General features: G+C 60.2%; 18 protein-coding genes and 5 tRNA genes. 19 read left to right on the forward strand and 4 right to left on the reverse strand.

All coding sequences use genetic code 11. The features are described 5' to 3' along the window. Positions 1–100: 100 nt before the first annotated feature. The 13 genes from ACGHEN_RS00005 (at position 101) to typA (ending at position 13,809) form a co-directional block, all read left to right on the forward strand. Entirely contained in the window at positions 101–1,825 is a 1,725-nt protein-coding gene (locus ACGHEN_RS00005; RefSeq protein ID WP_390396239.1) for a DnaA ATPase domain-containing protein, read from the forward strand. 238 nt (positions 1,826–2,063) lie between these two features. Continuing rightward, positions 2,064–3,167, forward strand: a complete 1,104-nt coding sequence (gene dnaN, locus ACGHEN_RS00010) for a DNA polymerase III subunit beta (RefSeq protein WP_390396242.1) — start codon at positions 2,064–2,066, stop codon at positions 3,165–3,167. Between the two features lie 9 nt (positions 3,168–3,176). Next, entirely contained in the window at positions 3,177–4,283 is a 1,107-nt protein-coding gene (gene recF, locus ACGHEN_RS00015) for a DNA replication/repair protein RecF (RefSeq protein WP_390396245.1), read from the forward strand. Continuing rightward, a complete protein-coding gene (locus tag ACGHEN_RS00020; protein ID WP_390396248.1) occupies positions 4,270–4,833 on the forward strand; it encodes a DciA family protein in 564 nt (187 codons plus the stop codon). Before recF ends, ACGHEN_RS00020 begins: the two co-directional genes overlap by 14 nt. A 105-nt stretch (positions 4,834–4,938) precedes the next feature. Next, on the forward strand, positions 4,939–6,969 hold the full coding sequence (gene gyrB, locus ACGHEN_RS00025) for a DNA topoisomerase (ATP-hydrolyzing) subunit B (protein ID WP_390396250.1): 2,031 nt from the start codon (positions 4,939–4,941) through the stop codon (positions 6,967–6,969). Between the two features lie 65 nt (positions 6,970–7,034). Then, a complete protein-coding gene (gyrA, locus tag ACGHEN_RS00030) occupies positions 7,035–9,728 on the forward strand; it encodes a DNA gyrase subunit A (protein WP_390399341.1) in 2,694 nt (897 codons plus the stop codon). 294 nt (positions 9,729–10,022) lie between these two features. Continuing rightward, positions 10,023–10,099 (forward strand) — tRNA-Ile (locus ACGHEN_RS00035). Positions 10,100–10,166: 67 nt separating this feature from the next. Next, positions 10,167–10,242 (forward strand) — tRNA-Ala (locus tag ACGHEN_RS00040). A 4-nt stretch (positions 10,243–10,246) separates the two neighbouring features. Then, positions 10,247–10,323: transfer RNA gene (locus tag ACGHEN_RS00045), tRNA-Ile, on the forward strand. A gap of 159 nt (positions 10,324–10,482) precedes the next feature. Continuing rightward, positions 10,483–10,983 carry a bifunctional nuclease family protein gene (locus ACGHEN_RS00050; protein WP_368141474.1) on the forward strand — a complete coding sequence of 167 codons (501 nt, stop codon included), beginning with the start codon at positions 10,483–10,485 and terminating at the stop codon, positions 10,981–10,983. Continuing rightward, complete coding sequence (locus ACGHEN_RS00055) at positions 10,984–11,373, forward strand: hypothetical protein (RefSeq protein ID WP_390396253.1); 390 nt, start codon at positions 10,984–10,986, stop codon at positions 11,371–11,373. A 30-nt stretch (positions 11,374–11,403) separates the two neighbouring features. Further along, positions 11,404–11,853, forward strand: coding sequence for a hypothetical protein (locus ACGHEN_RS00060; RefSeq protein ID WP_035136509.1), 450 nt, complete (start codon positions 11,404–11,406; stop codon positions 11,851–11,853). 117 nt (positions 11,854–11,970) lie between these two features. Continuing rightward, entirely contained in the window at positions 11,971–13,809 is a 1,839-nt protein-coding gene (typA, locus tag ACGHEN_RS00065; protein WP_390396256.1) for a translational GTPase TypA, read from the forward strand. A 128-nt stretch (positions 13,810–13,937) separates the two neighbouring features. Here typA and ACGHEN_RS00070 read toward each other — a convergent pair whose 3' ends face one another. From ACGHEN_RS00070 to ACGHEN_RS00085, 4 genes are all read right to left on the reverse strand, one after another. Beyond that, complete coding sequence (locus ACGHEN_RS00070; RefSeq protein ID WP_390396258.1) at positions 13,938–15,083, reverse strand: hypothetical protein; 1,146 nt, start codon at positions 15,081–15,083, stop codon at positions 13,938–13,940. Between the two features lie 106 nt (positions 15,084–15,189). Then, positions 15,190–15,879: a trimeric intracellular cation channel family protein gene (locus ACGHEN_RS00075; protein ID WP_390396261.1), complete on the reverse strand. Its 690-nt coding sequence runs from the start codon at positions 15,877–15,879 to the stop codon at positions 15,190–15,192. A 428-nt stretch (positions 15,880–16,307) separates the two neighbouring features. Continuing rightward, positions 16,308–16,398 (reverse strand) — tRNA-Ser (locus ACGHEN_RS00080). Between the two features lie 48 nt (positions 16,399–16,446). After that, positions 16,447–16,537, reverse strand: a tRNA-Ser gene (locus ACGHEN_RS00085). Positions 16,538–17,031: 494 nt separating this feature from the next. Here ACGHEN_RS00085 and rpsF point away from each other — a divergent pair. From rpsF to ACGHEN_RS00115, 6 genes are all read left to right on the forward strand, one after another. Beyond that, a complete protein-coding gene (rpsF, locus tag ACGHEN_RS00090; protein WP_006235831.1) occupies positions 17,032–17,325 on the forward strand; it encodes a 30S ribosomal protein S6 in 294 nt (97 codons plus the stop codon). 48 nt (positions 17,326–17,373) lie between these two features. Beyond that, positions 17,374–17,826, forward strand: a complete 453-nt coding sequence (locus ACGHEN_RS00095) for a single-stranded DNA-binding protein (RefSeq protein ID WP_055310294.1) — start codon at positions 17,374–17,376, stop codon at positions 17,824–17,826. A 72-nt stretch (positions 17,827–17,898) separates the two neighbouring features. Next, positions 17,899–18,165 (forward strand): 30S ribosomal protein S18, encoded by a 267-nt coding sequence (gene rpsR / locus ACGHEN_RS00100; protein ID WP_006235829.1) that lies wholly within the window; start codon positions 17,899–17,901, stop codon positions 18,163–18,165. A gap of 15 nt (positions 18,166–18,180) precedes the next feature. Continuing rightward, the gene (rplI, locus tag ACGHEN_RS00105) at positions 18,181–18,720 is read left to right on the forward strand and encodes a 50S ribosomal protein L9 (protein WP_022094073.1); all 540 of its coding nucleotides are present in this window, start codon (positions 18,181–18,183) and stop codon (positions 18,718–18,720) included. 217 nt (positions 18,721–18,937) lie between these two features. Then, on the forward strand, positions 18,938–20,335 hold the full coding sequence (gene dnaB / locus ACGHEN_RS00110; protein ID WP_117778659.1) for a replicative DNA helicase: 1,398 nt from the start codon (positions 18,938–18,940) through the stop codon (positions 20,333–20,335). Positions 20,336–20,426: 91 nt separating this feature from the next. Then, positions 20,427–21,713 carry an adenylosuccinate synthase gene (locus ACGHEN_RS00115; RefSeq protein ID WP_022094075.1) on the forward strand — a complete coding sequence of 429 codons (1,287 nt, stop codon included), beginning with the start codon at positions 20,427–20,429 and terminating at the stop codon, positions 21,711–21,713. The last annotated feature ends 109 nt before the right edge of the window (positions 21,714–21,822 follow it).

Genomic DNA, 21,822 nt, shown 5'->3' on the forward strand with positions numbered 1-21,822 from the left:
GGCGCAGGCCGGCTTGGTCATCAAGCATGGCCAGAAATACCATCTGACCGAACTCGGCGCCGCTCGCGTGCGAGCTCAGAGCTAAAGAACGGGAGAGACAGTGGACGAGGAAGCAAGCATCATCCTGGGGGATGCCATCGCCTTTTGCCAGCGCGACGGCCAAGATGCACGCCTCATCAACATGCTGGGGCAATCGCGCGCCATAAGCCTGACCGAAGATACGCTCACGATCGAGGCCCCCTCGCGCTTTGCCATCGCGCAGCTCAAAAAGCATCAGCCGACTATTGAGGCTTATCTGGAAGAAATCGCCTTTGCACCGATTGCGCTCGACATCGTGGCACCGCAAGGCGCCGCGACGGAATCCACTGCCGCGACGGCGCCCGCCACGGCTCCCGCCGCTTCCCCGTCGGTGCCGGCCTCCGCAGACGACGTGCCGACAATCGAGCACCAGCACAGCGATGTTTCCCGTGAAACCATGGCACCGTTGCCGACCGCGGCGGCGACGTCAACGAGCGCACCCGTCACGCACATGCCCATCGCACACGACGCAGCGGCGGGCGCGGATTCGGGCATTGCAATCAAGAACACGCTCTCGGCCGACGATTTTCGTCGCATGATGAACCAGATGAAGGGCGGAGCGCCGACCAAATCCACGCAAGCTGCGACCCCCGCTTCACCCATGCCAGCACCAACCGTGCCGGCCGAGCAGAATACGGATGGAGCCCCGCTCGCCGCGAACTCAAAATTTACCTTTGAGAACTTTGTCTACGGCCCCGAGAACAGCCATGCCTATCGCTCGGCGCTCAAGTTTGCCGCCCTCGCGGACGAGCGCGGCACATGCACATCACTGTTCATCTACGGCAAATCGGGCCTGGGCAAGACGCACCTGCTGCTTGCCATCAAAAACGAGCTCGCCGAGAAGTCGCCCGAGATCAAGGTCAAGTATGCCAACTCCCAGGCATATCTGGACGACCTGATGACCGAGTTCGACCGCCAAAAGAAGAGCAACGCCCCCATCATGCAGGCGTACCACGGTGTGGACGTGCTCATCATCGATGACATCCAAAACATCATCGGCAAGCGCGCGAGCGTGGACTACTTTTTCCAGCTCATGGACGAGTTCATCCGCAACAACAAGAAAGTCGTCATCGCGGCAGACCGCGCCCCCAAGGACCTGAGCATGGACGAGCGTCTGACCAGCCGCTTCAACGCCGGCATGCTCTGCCTAGTCGCAGAGCCCAGCTACGAGATGAAATACAAGATCTTGCAGCGCTATTACGAGAACACCATCGTCGCCGCTCCCGAGGCAGGCGACGACTCGCTGCTGGCGGCCTATGGGGGCGACGGCGGGCACCTGACCGATGAGCACTTTAAGCACATGGCAGAGGTGTCGGGCACCAACATCCGCGAACTCGAGAGCTTTTGCGAGCGCTGCGCCGGCGAGGCGGGCGACCGCGAGCGCGAGGGCGGAGAGCTCACCTTTGACGATATCGACGCCATCGCCAGCCAGTACTTCGACACATCGGCCAAAAAGATCAACGTCCAGACGGTTCAGTCCGTCATCGAAGAGCAGTACGGCGTGACACACGAGGAGCTCATCGGCCCGCGTCGCAACGCCAATATCGCCAAAGCACGCCATATCGCCATCTATCTGGCCATCGAGATGTGCGAGATGACGACCACGGCGGTGGGCGCCGAATTTGGCAACCGCAACCACTCGACCGTCAGCACGAGCTACAAAAAGGTCCAGAAGATGATCCAGGAAGACCGCACCGTCACCGAAGACCTCAAGTCGCTGCGAGATAAAATTACACTGCGCTCGTAGGGAAATAGAGACACCTGTTGAAAACTTGTCGAAACGCCGGGCATAACATGTCTAAAACTCGCCACAAGGCGATGAAAAGTTTTCCGCAGGTTTTGAACGTGGAAAACACGGTCGGTTACGCACAGGGCGCTGTCGATTCTCTTTTTGGGGTTGACCAGCGCTTTTGGGAGTAATCAACAGTTTCGTCAGTGCTATTACTATTATTAAGATATTTATATCTATAGAAAGGTATTAAAAGATGAAGTTCACCGTCAGCCAAAGCTCGCTCACGCAAGCCATCGGCGTCGTTATGAAAGGCGTCGCTTCGGCATCTACCCTTCCCATCCTGTCGGGCGTGCTCGTTAAGGCGCAGGACGGCATCTTGGAATTCCAAACCTCTAACTACACCATCTCGATTCGTCATCGCATTGCCGCGCATGTCGAAGAAGAGGGCGAGATGGTGATTCCCTGCAAGATGCTCTCGAACATTACGAAGACCCTTCCCGACGCCCCGGTTACCTTTGAGCTCTCGGAGCGTCAGGTGCTGATCGGATGCGAGAAGAGCTCCTTCCGCCTCAACACGCTCGACGCCAACGATTTCCCCGAGTTCCCCGCCTATGCCATCGAAAGTGCGGTGGAGCTCCCGACCGATATCCTGTCCGAGATGGTCGGCCGCGTGTGGCGCGTCACTTCGACCGATAAGGCCCGCCCCATCCTGGGAGGCGTGCACATGAAGGTCGAGAACAACACCGTGCGCCTGGTGGCAACCGACTCCTTCCGTCTGGCTGTATGCGACACCCAGGTCGAGACCTCGACGCTCGAGGGGTCCTTTGAGCTCAACGTTCCGGCCGACGCCTTCAACGACGCCCTGAGCATCATGGCCAGCCAGGCGACCATCATGATCGGCGCCACCGACACCCAGGTTGTCTTTGAGGCCGGCAACACCACCTACGTGTCGCGCCGTATCGAGGGCGTGTACCCCAACTACAAGCGGCTCATCCCCGATTCGTGCGTAACGAGCGTCAAGATCGACGTGGCGGCTTTTAATGCCGCCCTCAAGCGCGTGGCGGTCATCGCGAGCGCGAACCCCGCCGTCAAGTTCGAGATCGATGTCGAGAACGGTCAGATGGGCCTGTCCTCCATCTCCAATGACCAGGATCTGGCGCAGGAGACGATCGATGTCGAGGCCGAGGGCGAGTCGGGCACCATCGCCTTTAACTACCACTACATCTTTGGCTGCCTCAATGCCCTGTCCAAGGAGAAGGAGATCACGCTTGAGCTCAAGAGCTACTCGCAGGCGGGTATCTTTAAGTCCTACGACAAGATCAACTACCTGTACCTGGTCATGCCGGTTCGCATCTAGCGCTGCGCCATGACCATGTTTGCCCGCAACCTTTCCGTCGCGCGCTACCGCAGTTTCGATAGCTACCGTCTTGACCTGGACGAGGGCGTGACGGTGCTTGCGGGGCCCAACGCGGCGGGAAAGACCAACCTTATAGAGGCGCTGCAGCTTTTGACGAGCGGCGTCTCGTTTAGGCATCCCACCGCTACCGAGCTCGTGCACGACGGCACGGGCTCGTGCAGGCTCGAGTTGAGACTCGAGGGCGATGGCCGCGTGCTCGATATGGGGCTGGGCGTTGAGGACGGCAAGCGCTCGTTTAGCCGTAACGGCAAGAGATGTTCGGCCCCCGGCGTGCGCGGGGTTTTGCCGAGCGTGCTGTTTTGCCCCGATCATCTGGATATGGTCAAACGCGGTGCCAGTGTGCGCCGCGCCGCCCTCGATGACTTTGGCGTGCAACTGAGCGCCCGTTACGCCGACCTGGCGAGCACCTACGGGCGTTGCGTGACGCAGCGCAACGCCCTGCTCAAGGAGTCCTGGTGCTGCCGCGAGATGCTCGGCGCATGGAATGACTCCATCGCCCGCGCCGGGTCAGCCCTGCTCGTACATCGTTTGGCCCTGCTCGACCGACTGGCAGGCCATGTGCGCGCCGCGTATGGGCAGGTGGCGTCCGGTGAGGACGCAGGCGTGTCCTATGTGTCCACGCTGGGGGATTTGCCTCAAACCGAGGGGCGCGAGGAACTTAAGGACTGGGCATACGAGCATATGCTCGCGGCCCTTGATGAGCGTGCCGATGAGGAGATGCGCCGCGGCGTGACGCTTGTGGGTCCGCATCGCGACGAGATTGAGTTTTCCGTCGCGGGCCGATTGGCCCGTTCATTTGCCAGCCAGGGCCAGCAGCGAACGCTGGTGCTTGCCTGGAAGGTGGCAGAAGTGGCCGTGGCGCGCGATATCCTGGGCACCGCGCCACTGCTGCTTTTGGACGACGTGATGAGCGAGCTCGATGCCGGGCGGCGAGGCGCTTTTCTGCAGCTGATCGGTGATGACATCCAGACGGTCATAACCACCACCAATCTGGGGTATTTTACCGATGACCTGCTTGATCGAGCCAAGGTGGTGAGCATGGGTGAGACGTGCTAATTACGAGCGCGAGGACGGAACGGTTGCCTTTGGCGGCTTTTTGGATGCCGAGCGTCAGCGCATCCTGGCGGCCGCAACACCTGAGCGCCGCGCGCAAATGGAGGCTGCAGAGGAATCTCGTGCGGTCTATCGCGCCTGGAATGCGGTGTGCTCGGGCACGCGCGAGGGACGCCACGTGACGGGCCTGCGCTACCTGCCCGAGTCCAATGAGCTGCTGGTGTATCTCGATTCGCCCTCGTGGACGCAGGAGATGACGCTGCTGCGCGAGATCATCCGGGCACGCATGGAGCGGGCCGGGGCGCATGTGGACGGCCTGGTGTTCAAAACGACCGCGCCCGGTCACACGCCGCCGGCTGCCAAGGAGCGCCTGCGCCCAGCCGTGACCGAGCGCCCGCCGGCTCCGCACGCCGATCTCAGCGAGGCCGAACGCGGCGAGATTGAGCGCCAAGTGGCGCCCATCGAAGATCAAAAACTGCGCGAGGCCCTCGAGAATGCCATGAGAGCTAGTGCCGAGTGGGCCAAGGGCGTGCAAAGCAAAAAAGAGCCTTAAATCGCATCTGGTGGCCTTGTAGAGCCAAATACCCTCGTTCCCGAGGGTATTTTTTTACGATAAACTAGTAAGGCTGTACACATTTTCTTAGCTGAAGGAGGACGTGTGGCAAACGAAAACGATTACGATGGCGGCGAGATTAAGATTCTCGAAGGTCTCGAGGCCGTTCGTAAGCGCCCGGGCATGTACATCGGCTCGACGAGCGCCAGCGGCCTGCATCACCTGGTGTGGGAGATCGTTGACAACTCCGTTGACGAGGCCATGGCCGGTTTCTGCACCGAGATTCAGGTGACGGTCCACGCCGACAACTCCATCACGGTCGTCGACAACGGGCGCGGCATCCCCGTCGACGAGCATCCTATCAAAAAGATCCCGACGCTCGAGGTCGTCATGACGATCCTGCACGCCGGCGGTAAGTTCGATAACTCGGCCTACAAGGTCTCGGGCGGACTGCACGGCGTGGGCATCTCCGTCGTCAACGCGCTGTCCAAGCGCGTGGTCGTGCAGGTGCGCCGTGATGGCAACGTCTACGAGATGGAGTTCTCGCGCGGCAAGACCGTCAAGAAGATGAAGGTCGTGGGCACCTCGGATTCGACGGGTACCACCGTCAACTTCTGGCCCGACGACGAGATCTTCGAGACCTGTGTCTACGATTTCGATACGCTGCACAACCGTCTGCAGGAGACGGCGTTCCTCAATAAGAATCTCAAGATTGTGCTGACCGACGAGCGCGAGGCGACTCCCCACGTGGAGGAGTTCTGCTACGAGGGCGGCATCATCGACTTCGTTAAGTTCCTCAACGACGGCAAAGACGTCCCCGAGGCCTTTAAGGAGCCCATCTATATCGAGGGTAAATCGGATCCGGATGCGCCCGTGACCAAGATGGGCGAGGTCGAGGTGTCCCTGCAGTGGAATGCCGGCTATGGCGAGAACGTCATGTCGTTTGCCAACGACATCTACACCCCCGAGGGCGGCATGCATCTCGAGGGCTTCCGCACCGCCCTCACCCGCGTGATTAACGATTACGCCCGCAAGCAGAACCTGCTCAAGGAGAAGGACGCCAACCTGAGCGGTGACGACGTGCGCGAGGGTCTTTCGGCCGTTATATCGGTCAAACTGCCCGATCCACAGTTTGAGGGCCAGACCAAGGCGAAGCTCGGCAGTTCCTACATGCGCGCGCTCACGCTCAAGATCGTGACCGATGGACTGACCGATTATCTGGAGGAGCACCCCAAGCCCGCCCGCGAGATCGTCAAGAAGGCCCAGCAGGCCTGCAAGGCCCGCAACGCCGCCCGCAAGGCGCGCGAGGCGACCCGTCGCAAAAGTCTGCTCGAGACGGCGTCGCTGCCCGGCAAGCTCGCCGACTGCTCGGTGCGCGATGCCGAGCTGACCGAGCTCTTTATCGTAGAGGGCGACTCGGCAGGCGGTTCGGCCAAGGACGGCCGTCGCCGAGACATCCAGGCGATTCTGCCCCTGCGCGGCAAGATTTTGAACGTCGAGCGCGTGGGTGACCACCGCGCGTTCTCGAGCGACACCATCCAGTCGCTCATCACCGCGATCGGCTGCGGCGTCACGACGAGCGCCGGCGACGGTGGCGACTTCGATATCAGCAAGGCGCGCTACCACAAAATCATCATCATGACCGATGCAGACGTTGACGGTGCGCATATCCGCATCCTGCTGCTGACGTTCTTCTACAAGTACATGCGCCCGCTGATCGATGCCGGCTATGTCTATGTTGCCTGCCCGCCCATCTTTGGCATTAAGGTACGCAACAAGATCCATTACGTGTATCCCAACGGCCGCCAGCCCGAAGACGAGATTCTGCGCGACACCATTCAGAGCCTGGGCCTGAACCCCGACGACAACGACGAGGACGGCAAGGCCAAGGACGGCAAGATCACCAAGAAGCGCAAGGGCTATACCGTTCAGCGCTACAAGGGCCTGGGCGAGATGGACCCCAAGCAGCTTGCCTCGACGACGATGGACCCCAAGACTCGTATCCTGCAGCGCGTGTCGATCGAGGACGCCGTGGTGGCGGACCGCGCCGTGCGCGAGCTCATGGGTTCCGAGGTCGGCTATCGCCGCGAGTACATTGAAAAGCATGCGCATGATGCTCGGTTCCTTGACGCTTAAGAGGAGGTAACGTGGCAGACGATATCAACAACAACGAGGGTGTGGACGAGGCCGGCGACGCCGGCATGCCCGATGATCTGAAGCGCCTGCTCGCCCGCGCTGAGCAGGGCGAGGACGGCGATCCGGATTCCTATAACCCCGACGCCGAGGATGAAGAGGACGAGGATGACGACGCCGAGCTCGAGGAGAGCTTCGGTGCGGTCGATCGCGGCGCCTCGGCCGGCGAGGATATCAACGGCGGCCAGCTCCAGATTTCGGAGTTCGGCCGCGAGATGAAGCAGTCGTTCATCGAGTACTCGATGTCGGTCATCACAGCGCGCGCCCTGCCGGACGTGCGCGACGGCCTAAAGCCGGTGCACCGCCGCATCCTGTACGCCATGAACGAGAGCGGCATCTACCCCAACCGCCCGCATAAGAAGTCGGCCTGGACGGTCGGCGAAGTTATCGGCAAGTACCATCCGCACGGCGACTTCGCGGTCTATGAGGCCATGGTTCGTCTGGCGCAGTGGTTCTCCATGCGCACGCCGCTCATCGACGGCCACGGTAACTTCGGCAACATTGACGGCGACGGCGCGGCGGCTATGCGTTATACCGAGAGCCGCCTGGCAAAGCCCGCCATGGAGCTGCTGCGCGACCTGCAAAAGGATACCGTCGACTGGCAGCCCAACTACGACGAGTCGCTCGCCGAGCCCGTGGCGCTGCCCGCGCGCTTCCCCAACCTGCTGGTCAACGGCAGCCAGGGCATCGCCGTCGGCATGGCCACCAATATCGCCCCGCATAACCTCACCGAGGCGATCGAGGCCACCTGCTACCTGATCGACAATCCCGACGCCACCGTCGACGAGCTTATGCAGATCATGCCTGGTCCGGACTTCCCCACCGGCGCCATCATCATGGGCAGCGCCGGCATTAGGCAGAGCTACGAGACCGGTCGCGGCTCCATTACCGTGCGTGCCAAGGCCCACGTGGAATCCACCAAGACCGGTCGCAGCCGCCTGGTCTTTACCGAGATTCCCTACATGGTCAACAAGGGCACCTTGCAGGAGAAGATCGCCCAGCTCGTAAACGACAAGCGCATCGAGGGCATCTCGGACATGCGCGACGAGTCCAACCAAAAGGGCATCCGTCTGGTCATCGAGCTCAAGAAGGGCGTCATTCCGCAGGTCGTGCTCAACAACCTGTATAAGTACACCTCGCTGCAGACGACCTTTGGCGCCAACAACCTGGCACTCGTCAACGGCGTTCCCAAATGCCTGAGCTTGCGCGAGATGCTGCAGCACTACATCGACCACCAGGTCGACGTCGTCACCCGCCGCACTCGCTTTGACCTTAAGAAGGCCCAGGCACGTGCCCATATCCTCGAGGGCTACTTGATGGCTCTCGACCATATCGACGAGGTCATCAGCATTATCCGTTCCTCGCAGACCGACTCCGAGGCAAGCGGCCGCCTGATCGAGCGCTTTGGCTTTACGCCCGAGCAGACCACGGCCATCCTCGAGATGAAGCTGCGCCGCCTGACTGGCCTGGAGCGCGACAAGATCCAGGAAGAACTGGACGGTCTGCGCCGCGCCATCGCCTACTACGAGGACCTGCTGGCGCATGAGGAGAAGATCCTGGGCGTCATCAAGGAGGAGATGCGCGAGATTTCGAAAAAGTTCGGCGACAAACGCCGCACCGAGATCAGCCATGTCGAAAAGGATCTGGATGTCGAGGACCTCATCGCCGACGAGGACATGGTCGTGACCATCACCCACACCGGCTACGTGAAGCGCATCCCGGTGGCTGCCTACCGCGCCCAGAAGCGCGGCGGCAAGGGCGTGTCGGGCGTCAACCTTAAAGAGGACGACGTCATCGACGAGATGTTTATCGCATCCACGCACGAGTATGTGCTGTTCTTCTCGAGCAAGGGCAAGGTCTACCGCCTGAAGGTGCACGAGCTGCCGGTGGGTACGCGCCAGGCGCGCGGCACGGCGATCGTCAACCTGCTGCCCTTTGAGGAAGGCGAGAAGATTGCGAGCGTCATCAGCTGCCGCGAGTTCCCCGCCGACGAGTACCTGATGTTTGCCACCAAGAGCGGCATGGTCAAGAAGACCGTGATGAGCTCCTACGACCGCAGCCGCCGTGATGGCCTGATTGCCATTAACCTGAGGGACGACGACGCGCTGCTCGCCGTGCGCCGTGTGCGCGAGGGCGACAAGATTATCCTGGCCACCACTGCGGGCAAGGCGATTATGTTCCCCGAGGACCAGGTTCGCGCCACGGGACGCGATACCAGCGGCGTTCGCGGTATTAGCATGAAGGACGGCGTGAGCGTTTTGGGTATGGAGGTTACCAACGGCAACGGCGACCTGTTTGTCATCACCGAGCGCGGCTACGGCAAGCGCACGCCGGTCGCGGACTATCCGGAGCAGAACCGCGGCGGTCAGGGCGTCTACACCATCCAGATGACCGAGCGTAAGGGAAACCTCGCGGCCATGAAGACGGTGGGTCCGCAGCACGAGCTGTTCATCGTGACGGAAGGCGCGACGGTCATTCGCGTCAAGACCGATGAGATTAGCCAGACCGGCCGAGCCACCCAGGGCGTCAAGATGATGACCGTCGACGACAACGACCGTGTGTGCGCTGTCGCCCGCATGACGGCAGCTAAGGAAAAGCCCGAAGGCGAAGGCGCCGAGGCCGAGGCAACGGTCGATGCCGAAAAGACCCCAGTCGATCTAGGCGACGGCAACGACATGCCAGAGGATCTCCTAGACGAGTAAGAGGCCCTAGCTGGTAGAAAATATCAGACCCCATATATCGGCGGTCGGCGCACTGCGCGCCGACCGCTTTTTTGACAATCCTGGACCCCGTGCCCGCCGAGTGGGCGAGATGGGTTAGGTTTGTCGCGAGTTCCGCACGCAAAGAAGGCCACTTAATGTGGCCTTCGTCTTGCGCAGGACTGCCCGAGCGACAAACCTAACCCATCTCGCCCACTCGGCGGGCACACTCCAAAGATTTTCAAAAAAGTTGTTGACGCGCGCGTAACGACTCGTCTAATATATCCCTTGCGCGATGGACCTGTAGCTCAGTTGGTTAGAGCGTCCGGCTGATAACCGGGAGGTCACAAGTTCGAATCTTGTCAGGTCCACCACTTTCTTTCGCAATAAACACCCCAGCGAGAGCCGAGTCGCCGCTGGGGTGTTTATTACTGTCTCCGTGGGGGTTTAGCTCAGCTGGGAGAGCGCGGGCTTTGCAAGCCTGAGGTCAGGGGTTCGATCCCCCTAACCTCCACCATGATGGACCTGTAGCTCAGTTGGTTAGAGCGTCCGGCTGATAACCGGGAGGTCACAAGTTCGAATCTTGTCAGGTCCACCATCAAAACTGTGAAGAGCCTCGAGGCATGGCCTCGGGGCTTTTTTCTTGTGTGTGATAAAACTCATTTTGGTTTTGTGTGCTGTACGAAAGATTGGGTAGTATAGCTATTCAATGCGGCGAAGGCGCCGCGTGTTAACCGCTACGTACCGGAGGTGTTCCATGGTTCGTGTCGACATAGAGACCATCGTCATGGCCGCCGGTCCCGTGCCATCGCTTATCGTACTTCGCGAGCGCTGCAGCAAATCGGACTCCCCTGCGCCGCTGCGCTCCCTTTCTATCCAAACTGGTTCGTTTGAGGCTGCGGCTATTAGCCGCGGTATCGACAGCGGTCGTGCCGAGCGCCCGATCGCCCATGACCTGCTGCTCGACACGCTTGATGCCCTGGATGCAAAACTCGAGCGCATCGAGATTGTCCGTGCCGAGCCTCCCGTGTTCTATGCGACGGTCGTTGTTTTGGCCGACAGCAACGAGCATAGGATCGATGCGCGTCCGAGCGATGCCATCGCCCTCGCCGTGCGCAGCAATGCTCCCATGTTTGTTGAGGACGACATCATGAACCGCCTGGGGACCGTCTCTCCGGTTGCCGAGGAAGTCGATGACGAGCAGGAATTTGAGAAGTTCGACGAGTTCGTCCATACGCTCTCGCCCGATGATTTTTAAATGACGAGTAGCCATGAGACGGAGTGTGCACTGATGGGTCGCGGCGTTTCAGCCGAAGCCGCCGCCATTGCCCGCGAGGCCCAGATGCGCTCGGAGGCATCCGAGGCCGCACGCATCGCCTATGTGACGCAGGCCCGCACGCTTCGCGAGCGCCGTGCCTCCTTTATCAAGATGGTTGCCGTCTCCGCACTTGTCGTGGCAATCTCATCGCGGCTTCGTGGTACAGTTGGTGCGCTTGGGTTTTCGATTTCGACGGGCTTGGTCATCTGGGGCGTGGTCGATGCCGTGATGCTGACCAACCAGATCAAGGTACTCGATAAGCGCGCGGCCGATATGATGCGCGCCCGCGACGCCGCCGCCAAGATCGCTGCCGAGGCACAAGAGATGTAACGACGCCGGACTCGATGGGAAGGTCTAAAAATGGCACAGGATATGCAGGACGCCGGAAACGTCTCCGCCGAGCTCGACGCCATGGTGTGCGACCTCATCGGGGCATTTTTAGACGACCTGGCCGCTGGTGAGAACCCCGGTGTTGTCGTTGCGATCGAAGACGCCGCGTCCAACCGCTATCTGGCGGCACTCGACGAGGACGGCGAGGAGGCATGCCTCGAGGCTGCCACCAACTTTATCTCCGAGCACAAGATGGGCCTTAAGGACGAGGGCCTGGGTCGCATCGCCCGTTACGCCATCGGCTACACCGGTTGTGTCGAAATTGATGGCGGCTACCATGACGCCCTGCTTGTGAGTTTCTTTGAGACGACGCTCGAGAGCGGCTTTTCGGCATATGTACTGTACGAAGGTGTGGGCGCCGGCGATGGTTTTATGTGGAGCGACCCTGAACCTGCAGGCGAGGAAACCCCTCTTATCTAAAATCGCTAAAATAAACGAGTTTTCGGTAAAAGGCTCAAAATTCCCGCCGAGCGTTGTGTTACTGGGCGGGTCGCATACGCGTGCCGGTTGTATATAGATAGAAGATAGGGGAACTACATGCGCGTAGACAATCTGAGGAACATCGCCATCATCGCTCACGTCGACCACGGCAAGACGACGATGGTCGACAAGCTCCTGCGTGCCACGGACGCCTTCCGTGCCAACCAGCAGGTCGAGGACCGCGTCCTGGATTCTAACGACCAGGAGCGCGAGCGCGGCATTACGATTCTCGCCAAGAACATCTCTATCGAGTACAAGGACGTTAAGATCAACGTCATCGACACCCCGGGCCACGCTGACTTTGGCGGCGAGGTCGAGCGCGTGCTGCGTATGGCCGACGGCGCCCTGCTGCTGGTCGATGCCTTTGAGGGCCCCATGCCCCAGACCCGCTTCGTGCTGCGTCACGCCATCGACACCGGCCTCAAGATCATGATCGTCATCAACAAGATCGACCGTCCGGGCGCCAACCCCGAGAAGGCCTACAACGACTGCCTGGACCTGATGGCCGACCTGGGCGCCACCGACGACCAGCTTGAGTTTGCCATGGAGCACGTGGTCTACGCCAGCGCCATGAATGGCTTTGCCCGCCTTGACCCCAACGACGGCAACATGGACATGTATCCGCTGCTCGATATGATCATCGATGACATGCCCACGCCCGAGGTTGACGAGAACGCCCCGCTGGCCATGCAGTGCGTGACCATCGACCACTCCAACTTCGTCGGCCGTATCGGCATCGGTCGCGTGTACTCCGGTACCATCCACCAGGGCGATCAGATCCTGGTCGTCAAGAACGACGGCTCCAGCGCCACCGCTACCGTCAAGCAGCTCTTTACCTTCGACTACCTGGGCCGCACCGAGTGCCAGGAAGTCGGCGCCGGTGACATCGCCGCTGTCGTGGGCATCGACCGCACCGACATCGGCGATGTCTACACCGATCCCGAGAACCCCGTCGAGCTCGAGCCCATCGAGATCGACCCGCCGACCCTGTCCATCGTCTTTGAGGCCTCGACCTCCCCGCTCGTCGGTCGTGACGGCGACATCGTGGGCGCCCGTCAGCTCAAGGAGCGCCTGTTCAACGAGGCCGAGAACAACGTGACCATGAAGATCGAGGAGCTCGAGGACAAGAGCGGCGTCGAGGTCTCGGGCCGCGGCATCCTGCACCTGTCCGTTCTGATGGAGTCCATGCGCCGCGAGGGCTTTGAGTTCCAGGTCGGTCGTCCCCGCGTTCTGTTTAAGAAGGATGAGAACGGCAACAAGATGGAGCCCGTCGAGCAGGCCGTCGTCGAGTGCCCGGACGAGTACTCGGGCAAGGTCGTTGAGGTCTTCGGCACCTCCGGCGGCATCATGACGAGCATGGATACCTCGGGCATCGTGACGCACCTTGAGTTTAAGATCCCGACCCGCGGCATCATGGGTCTTAAGAACCGCATCATGAACGTCACTCACGGCGAGGGCGTGTTCTACCACACCTTCCTGGAGTACGGCCCCTATGCCGGCGAGATCGGCAACCGCCAGAACGGCGCCATGATCTCCATGACCACCGAGAAGGCCGTTGCCTACGCTCTGGGCACGCTGCAGGAGCGCGGCCAGCTGTTTGTTGAGCCGGGTACCGAATGCTACGAGGGCATGATCGTGGGCGAGCGCAGCAAGGCCGGCGACATGGTCGTCAACATCGCCCGTACCAAGAACCTGGGCAACCAGCGTTCCTCGACCTCCGATATCTCCGTCCAGCTGGTGCCGCCCCGCACCTTCTCGCTGGAGGAGGCGCTGGAGTACATCGCCGACGACGAGCTGGTGGAGATCACTCCCAAGAACATCCGCCTGCGCAAGCGTCTGCTCAATGCCACCGACCGCAAGAAGGCCGCCGTCCGCGCCGGTCAGGTCAACAAATAAGCGCCGAGCTTTATAGCGACTAACAAGAAAGGGCGCCGACCATCGCGGTCGGTGCCCTTTTTTGTGTACAGGGATTGAGTTGGTCTGCACCCCCACAAAGGTGCCTGTCCCCTTTGTGGGGCTGACGGCTAGGCGGTGGGGAGTCCTGGCGTGTTGGAGGCTTGTTGCGGCTTGAGGCGGGCGTTGCGCCAGATGATCTGGATGACGTAGCCGAGCGTAAAGACGAAGGCTACGCCGCTGACAAAGCTGCCCATAAGGGGAAGTGCCGTGAGTACGCCCGCGGCGATACCGCCCACGACGGCCATGGCGTAGCGGTTCTGGTTGTGTCCGACCATGCGTGCGATCGCGGTGCCCGTAAATGCCGCCGAGACCAGAGCGATGCCGATCACGGCGCACATGAGAGCTCCGGCGAGCGACAGACCTGCAATCGAGATGGTGAGCAGCAGGACGGCGGGAACGGCGGCCACCGTGCCCAAAAGACCGCTCACCCACAGAGGGGTAGGTCGTTGACGAAGCATGCCGGCGGCGCTGGCGGTCGCGCGCGGAAGGACGAGCTCGAGGAGGATTGCGACAAAGCAGGTAGAAAGCGCCGCGGCGACGATGCCGCCGATGGTGTCGTTAATCGTTGAGGTGTCCTCGTTCTCGGTGCGGTCGATCTTGAGGGCTCCGACCTGAGCGCCCTCGGCCCGCTCGGGATCCTCGGAGATGTGGGCGTTCACCGTGCCGGTGATGCGGGCATTTTTGCCCAAGACGAGCTTATCGGCCCAGACCTCGATATCGCCATCGACGGTGCCGTCGATGGTTACCGTACTGCCCGCGAGCGCTGCCGACTTGGCGGAGCCACGCAGGGCAACCGTCTCGCCCATCGCGTAAAAACAGCTGGCGGTGCTACCGGTGTTGAGCACGACGTGCTGACCGGCTACCGTCACGCTGCCATCGATTGCGGTTTTGGAGATATCGATGGTGCGTGCCGCCAGACGAACGGCTCCGCCTACGGTGCAGTCGCGAATCGATAGGCTGTCGCCTGCCGCGATAATATCGCGGCCGATGGAGGCATCGTCCAGGTTAAGGCTTTGGCCAGCCCAGTACAGGTCGCCCTCGGCGCTAGACGGATTTGAGTCAGCTTCGGTTGCGAGTACGTTGCCCGCGGTGTCTGTGCCGGCGAACGACGTAGTGGGAAGCGCGGTCAGCGCAAGCGCAATCAGTACGAATAGGAGGGCGATGCGGCCCTGCGCTTTGTGGCGCTTGGTCGACGGTTCTAGGTTGCAAGGCATAGTGAATCCTTCGTTAGATACTCGGCATATATCTAACAGGATACCCAACGTGCGAGCGCTCTAAAAGAACCTCTCGGTTGCATTTCGAAGGGTCGTGCCTTGCTATCTACTTTTTGCGATGTAAAAAGTGCGCGATGTCTTCTTCGGTGGGGCTTTTGATGTCAAAGCGCAGCGAGAGCCAGCGCAGACCCATGGTCACGATAACGCATACGACCAGCGCGGCGACATTGCTGACCAAGCCACTCATGACGAGGCTTACATAGCTTGCCGATCCGGCGATGGCCGCGATGGCATAAAAGTTGGTGCGTTGGAAAATGCCCGGAACCACGCCCATAAAGCCGTCGCGCAGCATGCCGCCGCCCACCGCGGTGAAAAAGCCCATCATGATGCAAACGACGGGTGCAAATCCGTAGACCAGTGCCTTGTCTGCGCCGGTTGCCGCATAGATGCCGACCGAGATGATGTCGAGCAGGGGGATGAGTTTGTCGGGCTTATCGACGATTGCCGGGAAGATGTAAATGATGGCCGCCGTGGCGATGGAGAGCGGCAGCGCCATTGGCTGGTTGAGGATGTAGACGTTGCCGACCTGGAGTGTCATGTCGCGCAAAAGACCGCCGCCCAGACCGCAGACTACCGCGAGTGCGACCGCGCCCACCAGGTCGAGCTTGTGTTCGCGCGCAACCAGCACACCCGAGATCGATGCAGCGACAACGGCGAACATCTCGAGCCAAAATGGGATAGCGACCATGGCATCCGAGGCATGTGAGGTAACGGTTATGGCGGCGACGACGGGCAAGATGGGGTCCTTTGAGTTACGGGATTGGACAATGCCCGTACATAGTACATGTTCGGCGACGATCGCGACCCTATTGCTCGGCAAACGGTCGGGACTGGGTGCGGTCATAGGTTTCAAGTATGTACATCAGCCTCCAAAGATGTCGAACAATGCCGTTTTTGGAGGGTGATGTACATGTTTGGGGATCTGGGTTGATGCTGAACGCGATGGGGGCTTGGCTGAATAGGAGGGATGTCTAAATTTTGAGCAGAGCTCAAAATTTATCCGGTCGGCTTGCGCCGACCGCGCTGCGCTAAAAACGCGCCACTGGCGCGTTTTCTTTACGCTTTGCGCCCTGGCGGGTTCGAATCCCTCCTCCTCCGCCGTATTTGCTTGTTAGGGACTCAAAACAAAAAAGCCCCCATTCCTTGGAGCTTCCTCAATCTAAATGGCGGAGGAGGAGGGATTCGAACCCTCGTGACCTTATACAGGCCAAACGGTTTTCGAGACCGCCGCATTCAACCACTCTGCCACCCCTCCGCGTGGGGTAAAAACAAAGCAGGCACTAAGGCCTGCTTTGGAATTAACTGGCGGAGAGTCAGGGATTTGAACCCTGGAGACGCTTTTGACGCCTACACGATTTCCAATCGTGCTCCTTCGGCCACTCGGACAACTCTCCGTTAAATGCGAAAGTCAGTATACACGAGGAATCGCAAAGTGCAAACAGAAAAGTTGGCATTTTTTGAATCGCTTGGCTTCGTGACGGGATCGAGAAGGTCAAAAACGGGCTCTGACCAGCATGGCTGCATACAACAAATTGTTCAAAATAGGTATTTATAGACGACGTGGCAGCAATTTTAAAAATATTTGAACGGTGTTGTGAGCCACTGGTATGCATTTTGCGACCACAGCCTTGCAATGGCTGACCTGCAGTTTGATTTGGTTTGTCCCCGCAGCGCCGTATCTTGTCCACAGTTCCGTCAAGCATTTGGTCAGCATTTGGTTGGAAGACGCATGAAATGCCGTGTGAGTATGGGCATATGTGGAGGTCATGAGGTTGTAGCTGCATATTCTTGCGGCCTGGGAGGTTGAAAGATATTATTACAAAGTCTTTTCCTGCTTCAGGCGCACCTTCACGACCTGAAGCCACATTTGCCCAGAGGAGGTGACAATATGAAGGCTTATGAACTGCTGTTCTTTGTTGACCCGTCGCTCGACCCCGAGACTCGTCTCGCTGTTATGAAGCGTATCGATACCACGATCGCTGAGGGCGCTGGCAAGGTCGACTCCGTTGACGAGTGGGGCAAGCGCAAGCTCGCCTACGAGATCAACGACCTCACCGATGGTGACTACACCCTCATCAACTTCCACGCAGATCCTACCCAGATCGCCGAGCTTGATCGCGTCCTGCGCATCACCGACGCTGTGGTCCGCCACATGATCGTCCGTCGCGACGACCAGGAGTAAGACTGTCGTTTTGGACTGGGCTTGTTCCCCAAGAGGAAGTAGTGAGTTATGAGCATCAATCGAGTGAACATCACCGGTAACCTCACCCGCGATCCCGAGCTGCGCGCCACCGCCGGCGGAACCCAGGTTCTGTCCTTTGGCGTCGCCGTGAACGATCGTCGCCGCAACCCGCAGACTGGCGAGTGGGAGGACTATCCCAACTTTGTCGACTGCACTATGTTCGGCACGCGCGCCGAGGCCGTGAGCCGTTTCCTGGCAAAGGGAAACAAGGTCGCGATCGAGGGCAAGCTGCGCTACAGCTCTTGGGAGCGCGATGGCCAGCGCCGGAGCAAGCTTGAGGTCATCGTCGATGAGATCGAGTTTATGAGCTCCCGTGGTGGCCAGGGTGGCTACGATCAGGGCGGTTACGCCCCCGCAGCTCCCGCGCCCGCAGCACGTCCTGCCGCACCGGTGGCTACGCCGCCCGCGGTCGACGTCTACGATGAGGACATCCCGTTCTAAGGGTTGTTCACCTATTTTTGAGTGAGAGGCGGCTTCGGTTCGCCGAAGTTGCCAAATGAAAGGTATTTTGACATGGCTAATGATTTTTCTGCACGTCAGCCGCGTCGTAAGTACTGCCAGTTCTGCAAGGAGAACACTGAGTTCATCGACTATAAGGACACTCAACTTCTCCGTAAGTACATGACCGACCGTGGCAAGATCAAGCCCCGTCGCGTCACTGGCGCTTGCACGCAGCATCAGCATGACATCGCCAACGCCATCAAGCGCGCCCGCGAGATGGCTCTCCTGCCGTACACCGTCCCCGTGGTTTCCTCTCGTGGCAACCGCGACCGCGGCTAAGAAGGGAGACGCATCATGAAGGTTATTCTTCTCGATGAGATCAAGGGCAAGGGCGGCGAGGGTGACGTCGTAGAGGTCGCTCAGGGTTACGCTGAGAACTTCCTGTTCCCCAAGAAGCTCGCTGTTGCCGCCACCAAGGGCAACCTCAAGCAGCTTGACGAGCGGCGCAACAACATCGCCAAGCGCGAGGCCGTCCGCCTGGCTACCGCCAACGAGACCAAGGCTGCCTTCGAGGGCAAGACGGTCACCGTTGACGTCAAGGTCGGCGACGAGGGCATCCTCTTTGGCTCCGTTACCGCCGCTATGATCGCTGACGCCATCAAGGCTCAGCTCGGTATGGACATCGACCGCAAGCGCGTCGAGCTCGGTAAGCCCATCAAGGTTGCCGGTGCCCACACCGTTGCCATCTCGCTGTACCGCGAGATCAAGGCCGAGGTTGTCGTTCTCGTCGGCGTTACCGCCGAGGAGCTCGCTGCCGAAGCTGAGGTCGAGGAGGCCGCTGAGGTCGCCGAGGCCGAGACCGCCGAGGTCGAGACTGAGGCTGCTGCCGAGTAGCATTTGCTGCAACGCAACAATCTTGTTCTAAGAAGGGCGCTCTGGGAAACCGGGGCGCCCTTTTGTTTTTTGCGCCGGGTGAGTTCATAGCAGTCATTGAGATGCGGTCCCGTGTATAGGACCGTTCATCCGTTTGGTTCGGTGATGATTGCCAAGGCGCGGCTCGATTTATAGCCGTGGCTGATACTATGGATGCTCGCAAGCGATATGAATGAGGATGCTCATGGCATATGACGATAGGGAGACGGGACTGACGGTCGAGGACCGCGGTTCCAAGTTGGGTCTCCCCCAAAACCAAGATGCAGAGGCCAACGTACTGGCCGCTATGCTGCTATCGCCCGAGGTGGTCGAAGAGGCCCAGGTCGAGCTGCAGCCCGATGACTTCTACCGGCCCATTCATAAGACCATCTATACCGCGATGGTCGATATGTACAACAGTCGCATCCCCATCGACTCCATCTCGCTGATCGATTACCTGCGAAGCATCAACAAGCTCGATGCCGTGGGCGGCGAGGCGTACATTTTGGAGCTGATGGGACAGACCCTGTCGCTCGTCAACTGGCAGCACCATGCCGCCATCGTTCGTCGCGACTCGATGCTGCGTGAGCTGATTGGCGCCACCAACGAGATCAACGCGCTGGCCTACAACGCCCCCACCGACACCAAAGAGGTCGTGGAGCTGGCCGAGAGCAAGCTGCTCAAGGTCACGGCGCGTGAGGTTAAGTCGAGCTACAAGACGCTGACCGAGTTTATGGTCGAGGCCTATAACGAGGCCGAGGAAGTGTGCAAGGCTGGCGGTCAGGCTGCAGGCGTGCCCACGGGCTTCCCGTCGCTCGACCGTATGCTCATGGGTTTCCGCGAAGGTCAGCTCATCATCATCGGCGCCCGCCCCGCCGTGGGTAAGACGTCGTTCGCCCTGAACTTGGCGCTCAACGCCGCCGCCGCGGGCTATACCGTCGGCTTCTTCTCGCTGGAGATGTCGGGCAAGGAAATTGCCCAGCGTCTGATTTGCGCCTATGCCATGATCTCGATCAGCGATTTCCGTACGGGCCGCATTAGTCCCGAGCAGTGGGCCAACATCAATGAGGCCACGCAGACGCTGTCCAAGCTCGATATTCTGATTGACGATACGCCCGGCACCACGGTGACCGAGATTCGCGCCAAGAGCCGCCGCATGCTCCATAACAAGGAGAAGGCCATCATCATCCTGGACTATTTGCAGCTGGTGAGTCCTCCGCCGGGACGTCGTTCCGAGAGCCGTACCGTCGAGGTCTCCGAGATGTCGCGTGGTCTGAAGATTATGGCCAAGGAGCTCAAGATTCCGCTGATCGCGCTGTCGCAGCTGTCGCGTCAGGTTGAATCCCGTACCGGCAAGCGCCCGCAGCTGTCCGACCTGCGTGAATCGGGCTCCATCGAGCAGGACGCCGATATCGTCATGTTCTTGGACCGATCCGCCGACGAGGCCGAGGCCTCGCGCGACGACCGACCCGACGAGGGCGTTACGCGTATCGTCGTGGCCAAGAACCGTTCGGGCCCGATTGGCGACGTCGACCTGATGTTCCTGCCGGCATCCACCAAGTTCTATGAGCTTGATGGGGCGCATACCGAGGAGTAGGACAGGCGCCCGTTGCACGGGTATACTGGGAATGTTTTGTGCTTCTGCGCACTTGCGGTGTGCGGACAGTCCATGAATGTGAGGAGTAAACATGCCGTCAACCGTTTTGGTCGGTGCCCAGTGGGGCGATGAGGGCAAGGGTAAGATCTGCGACCTGGTCGCCGGCGACTTTGATGCCGTCGTGCGCTATTCGGGCGGCAACAACGCCGGCCACACCATCGTCGTCAACGGCAAGAAGTACGGCCTGCACCAGGTGCCCTCCGGCATCATGTATTCCGACCACGTGTCGGTGATCGGTAACGGCTGCGTCGTCAACCCCAAGGTCGTCCTTGAGGAGATCGACATGTTCGAGGCCGACGGCATCACCACCAAGAATCTCAAGATCAGCGGCAACGCGCATGTCATCATGCCGTACCACATCGATCTGGATGGCGCCTTTGAGCAGAAGCTCGGCAAGAAGAACATCGGTACCACCAAGCGCGGCATCGGTCCGTGCTACCAGGACAAGATGGCCCGTATTGGCCTGCGTATGCAGGACATGCTGGATGAGGCGCTGTTCCGCGATAAGCTGGAGACCGCTCTTGCCCGCGTGAACCCCGAGCTAGAGCTCATCTACAACCTGCCCACCTACACCGTGGACCAGATTTGCGACGAGTACCTGCCCATGGCCGAGCGCCTGCGCCCCTACATCACCGAGACGAGCCTGCTGCTCAACAACATGATCGACGAGGGCAAGGATTTGCTGTTTGAGGGCGCCCAGGCGACGCTGCTCGACATCGACCACGGCACCTATCCGTACGTGACGTCTTCCAACTGCACCGCCGGCGGCGCCATTACCGGTTCCGGCGTCGGCATGAAGAACGTCGACCGCGTGCTGGGCGTCATGAAGGCCTATATCACCCGCGTCGGTTCGGGCCCCATGCCCACCGAGCTTTCCTACGAGTCCGAGGCCGGCCACACGCTGACCGAGGAGGGCTACGAGTACGGCGTGACCACCGGCCGCCGTCGTCGCTGCGGCTGGTTTGACGGCCCTATCGCCAACTATGCCTCACGCGTCAACGGCCTCACCGACATCGCCGTGACCAAGCTCGACGTGCTTTCGGCCTTCGACACCATTAAGGTGTGCGTTGCCTATGACGTCGACGGCGAACGTTACACGAGCGTACCCGAGCACCAGGTGCGCTTTGAGCATGCCAAGCCCATCTACGAGGAGCTCCCTGGCTGGAAGTGCGACATCACCGGCTGCCGCAGCTTTGACGAGCTGCCGCAGGAGGCTCAGGACTACGTGGCATTTATCGAGGATCTGGCACACACCCGCGTGACGTTTATCGGCGTCGGCGCCGGTCGCGAGCAGATCATCAACCGATTCTGGAAGTAATCGGCGTTATTTGGTTATTGCGATATACCCCTTTGCAGTCCAGATGGGCGGCCGAGGGGTATATTTGCTTGTAATGGGCCCGCGCGGAGCGGGCCGGTAATCCATAGAG

Origin of the sequence: Collinsella sp. i06-0019-1H4 (genome assembly GCF_042849575.1) — a bacterium.
Taxonomy (GTDB): domain Bacteria; phylum Actinomycetota; class Coriobacteriia; order Coriobacteriales; family Coriobacteriaceae; genus Collinsella.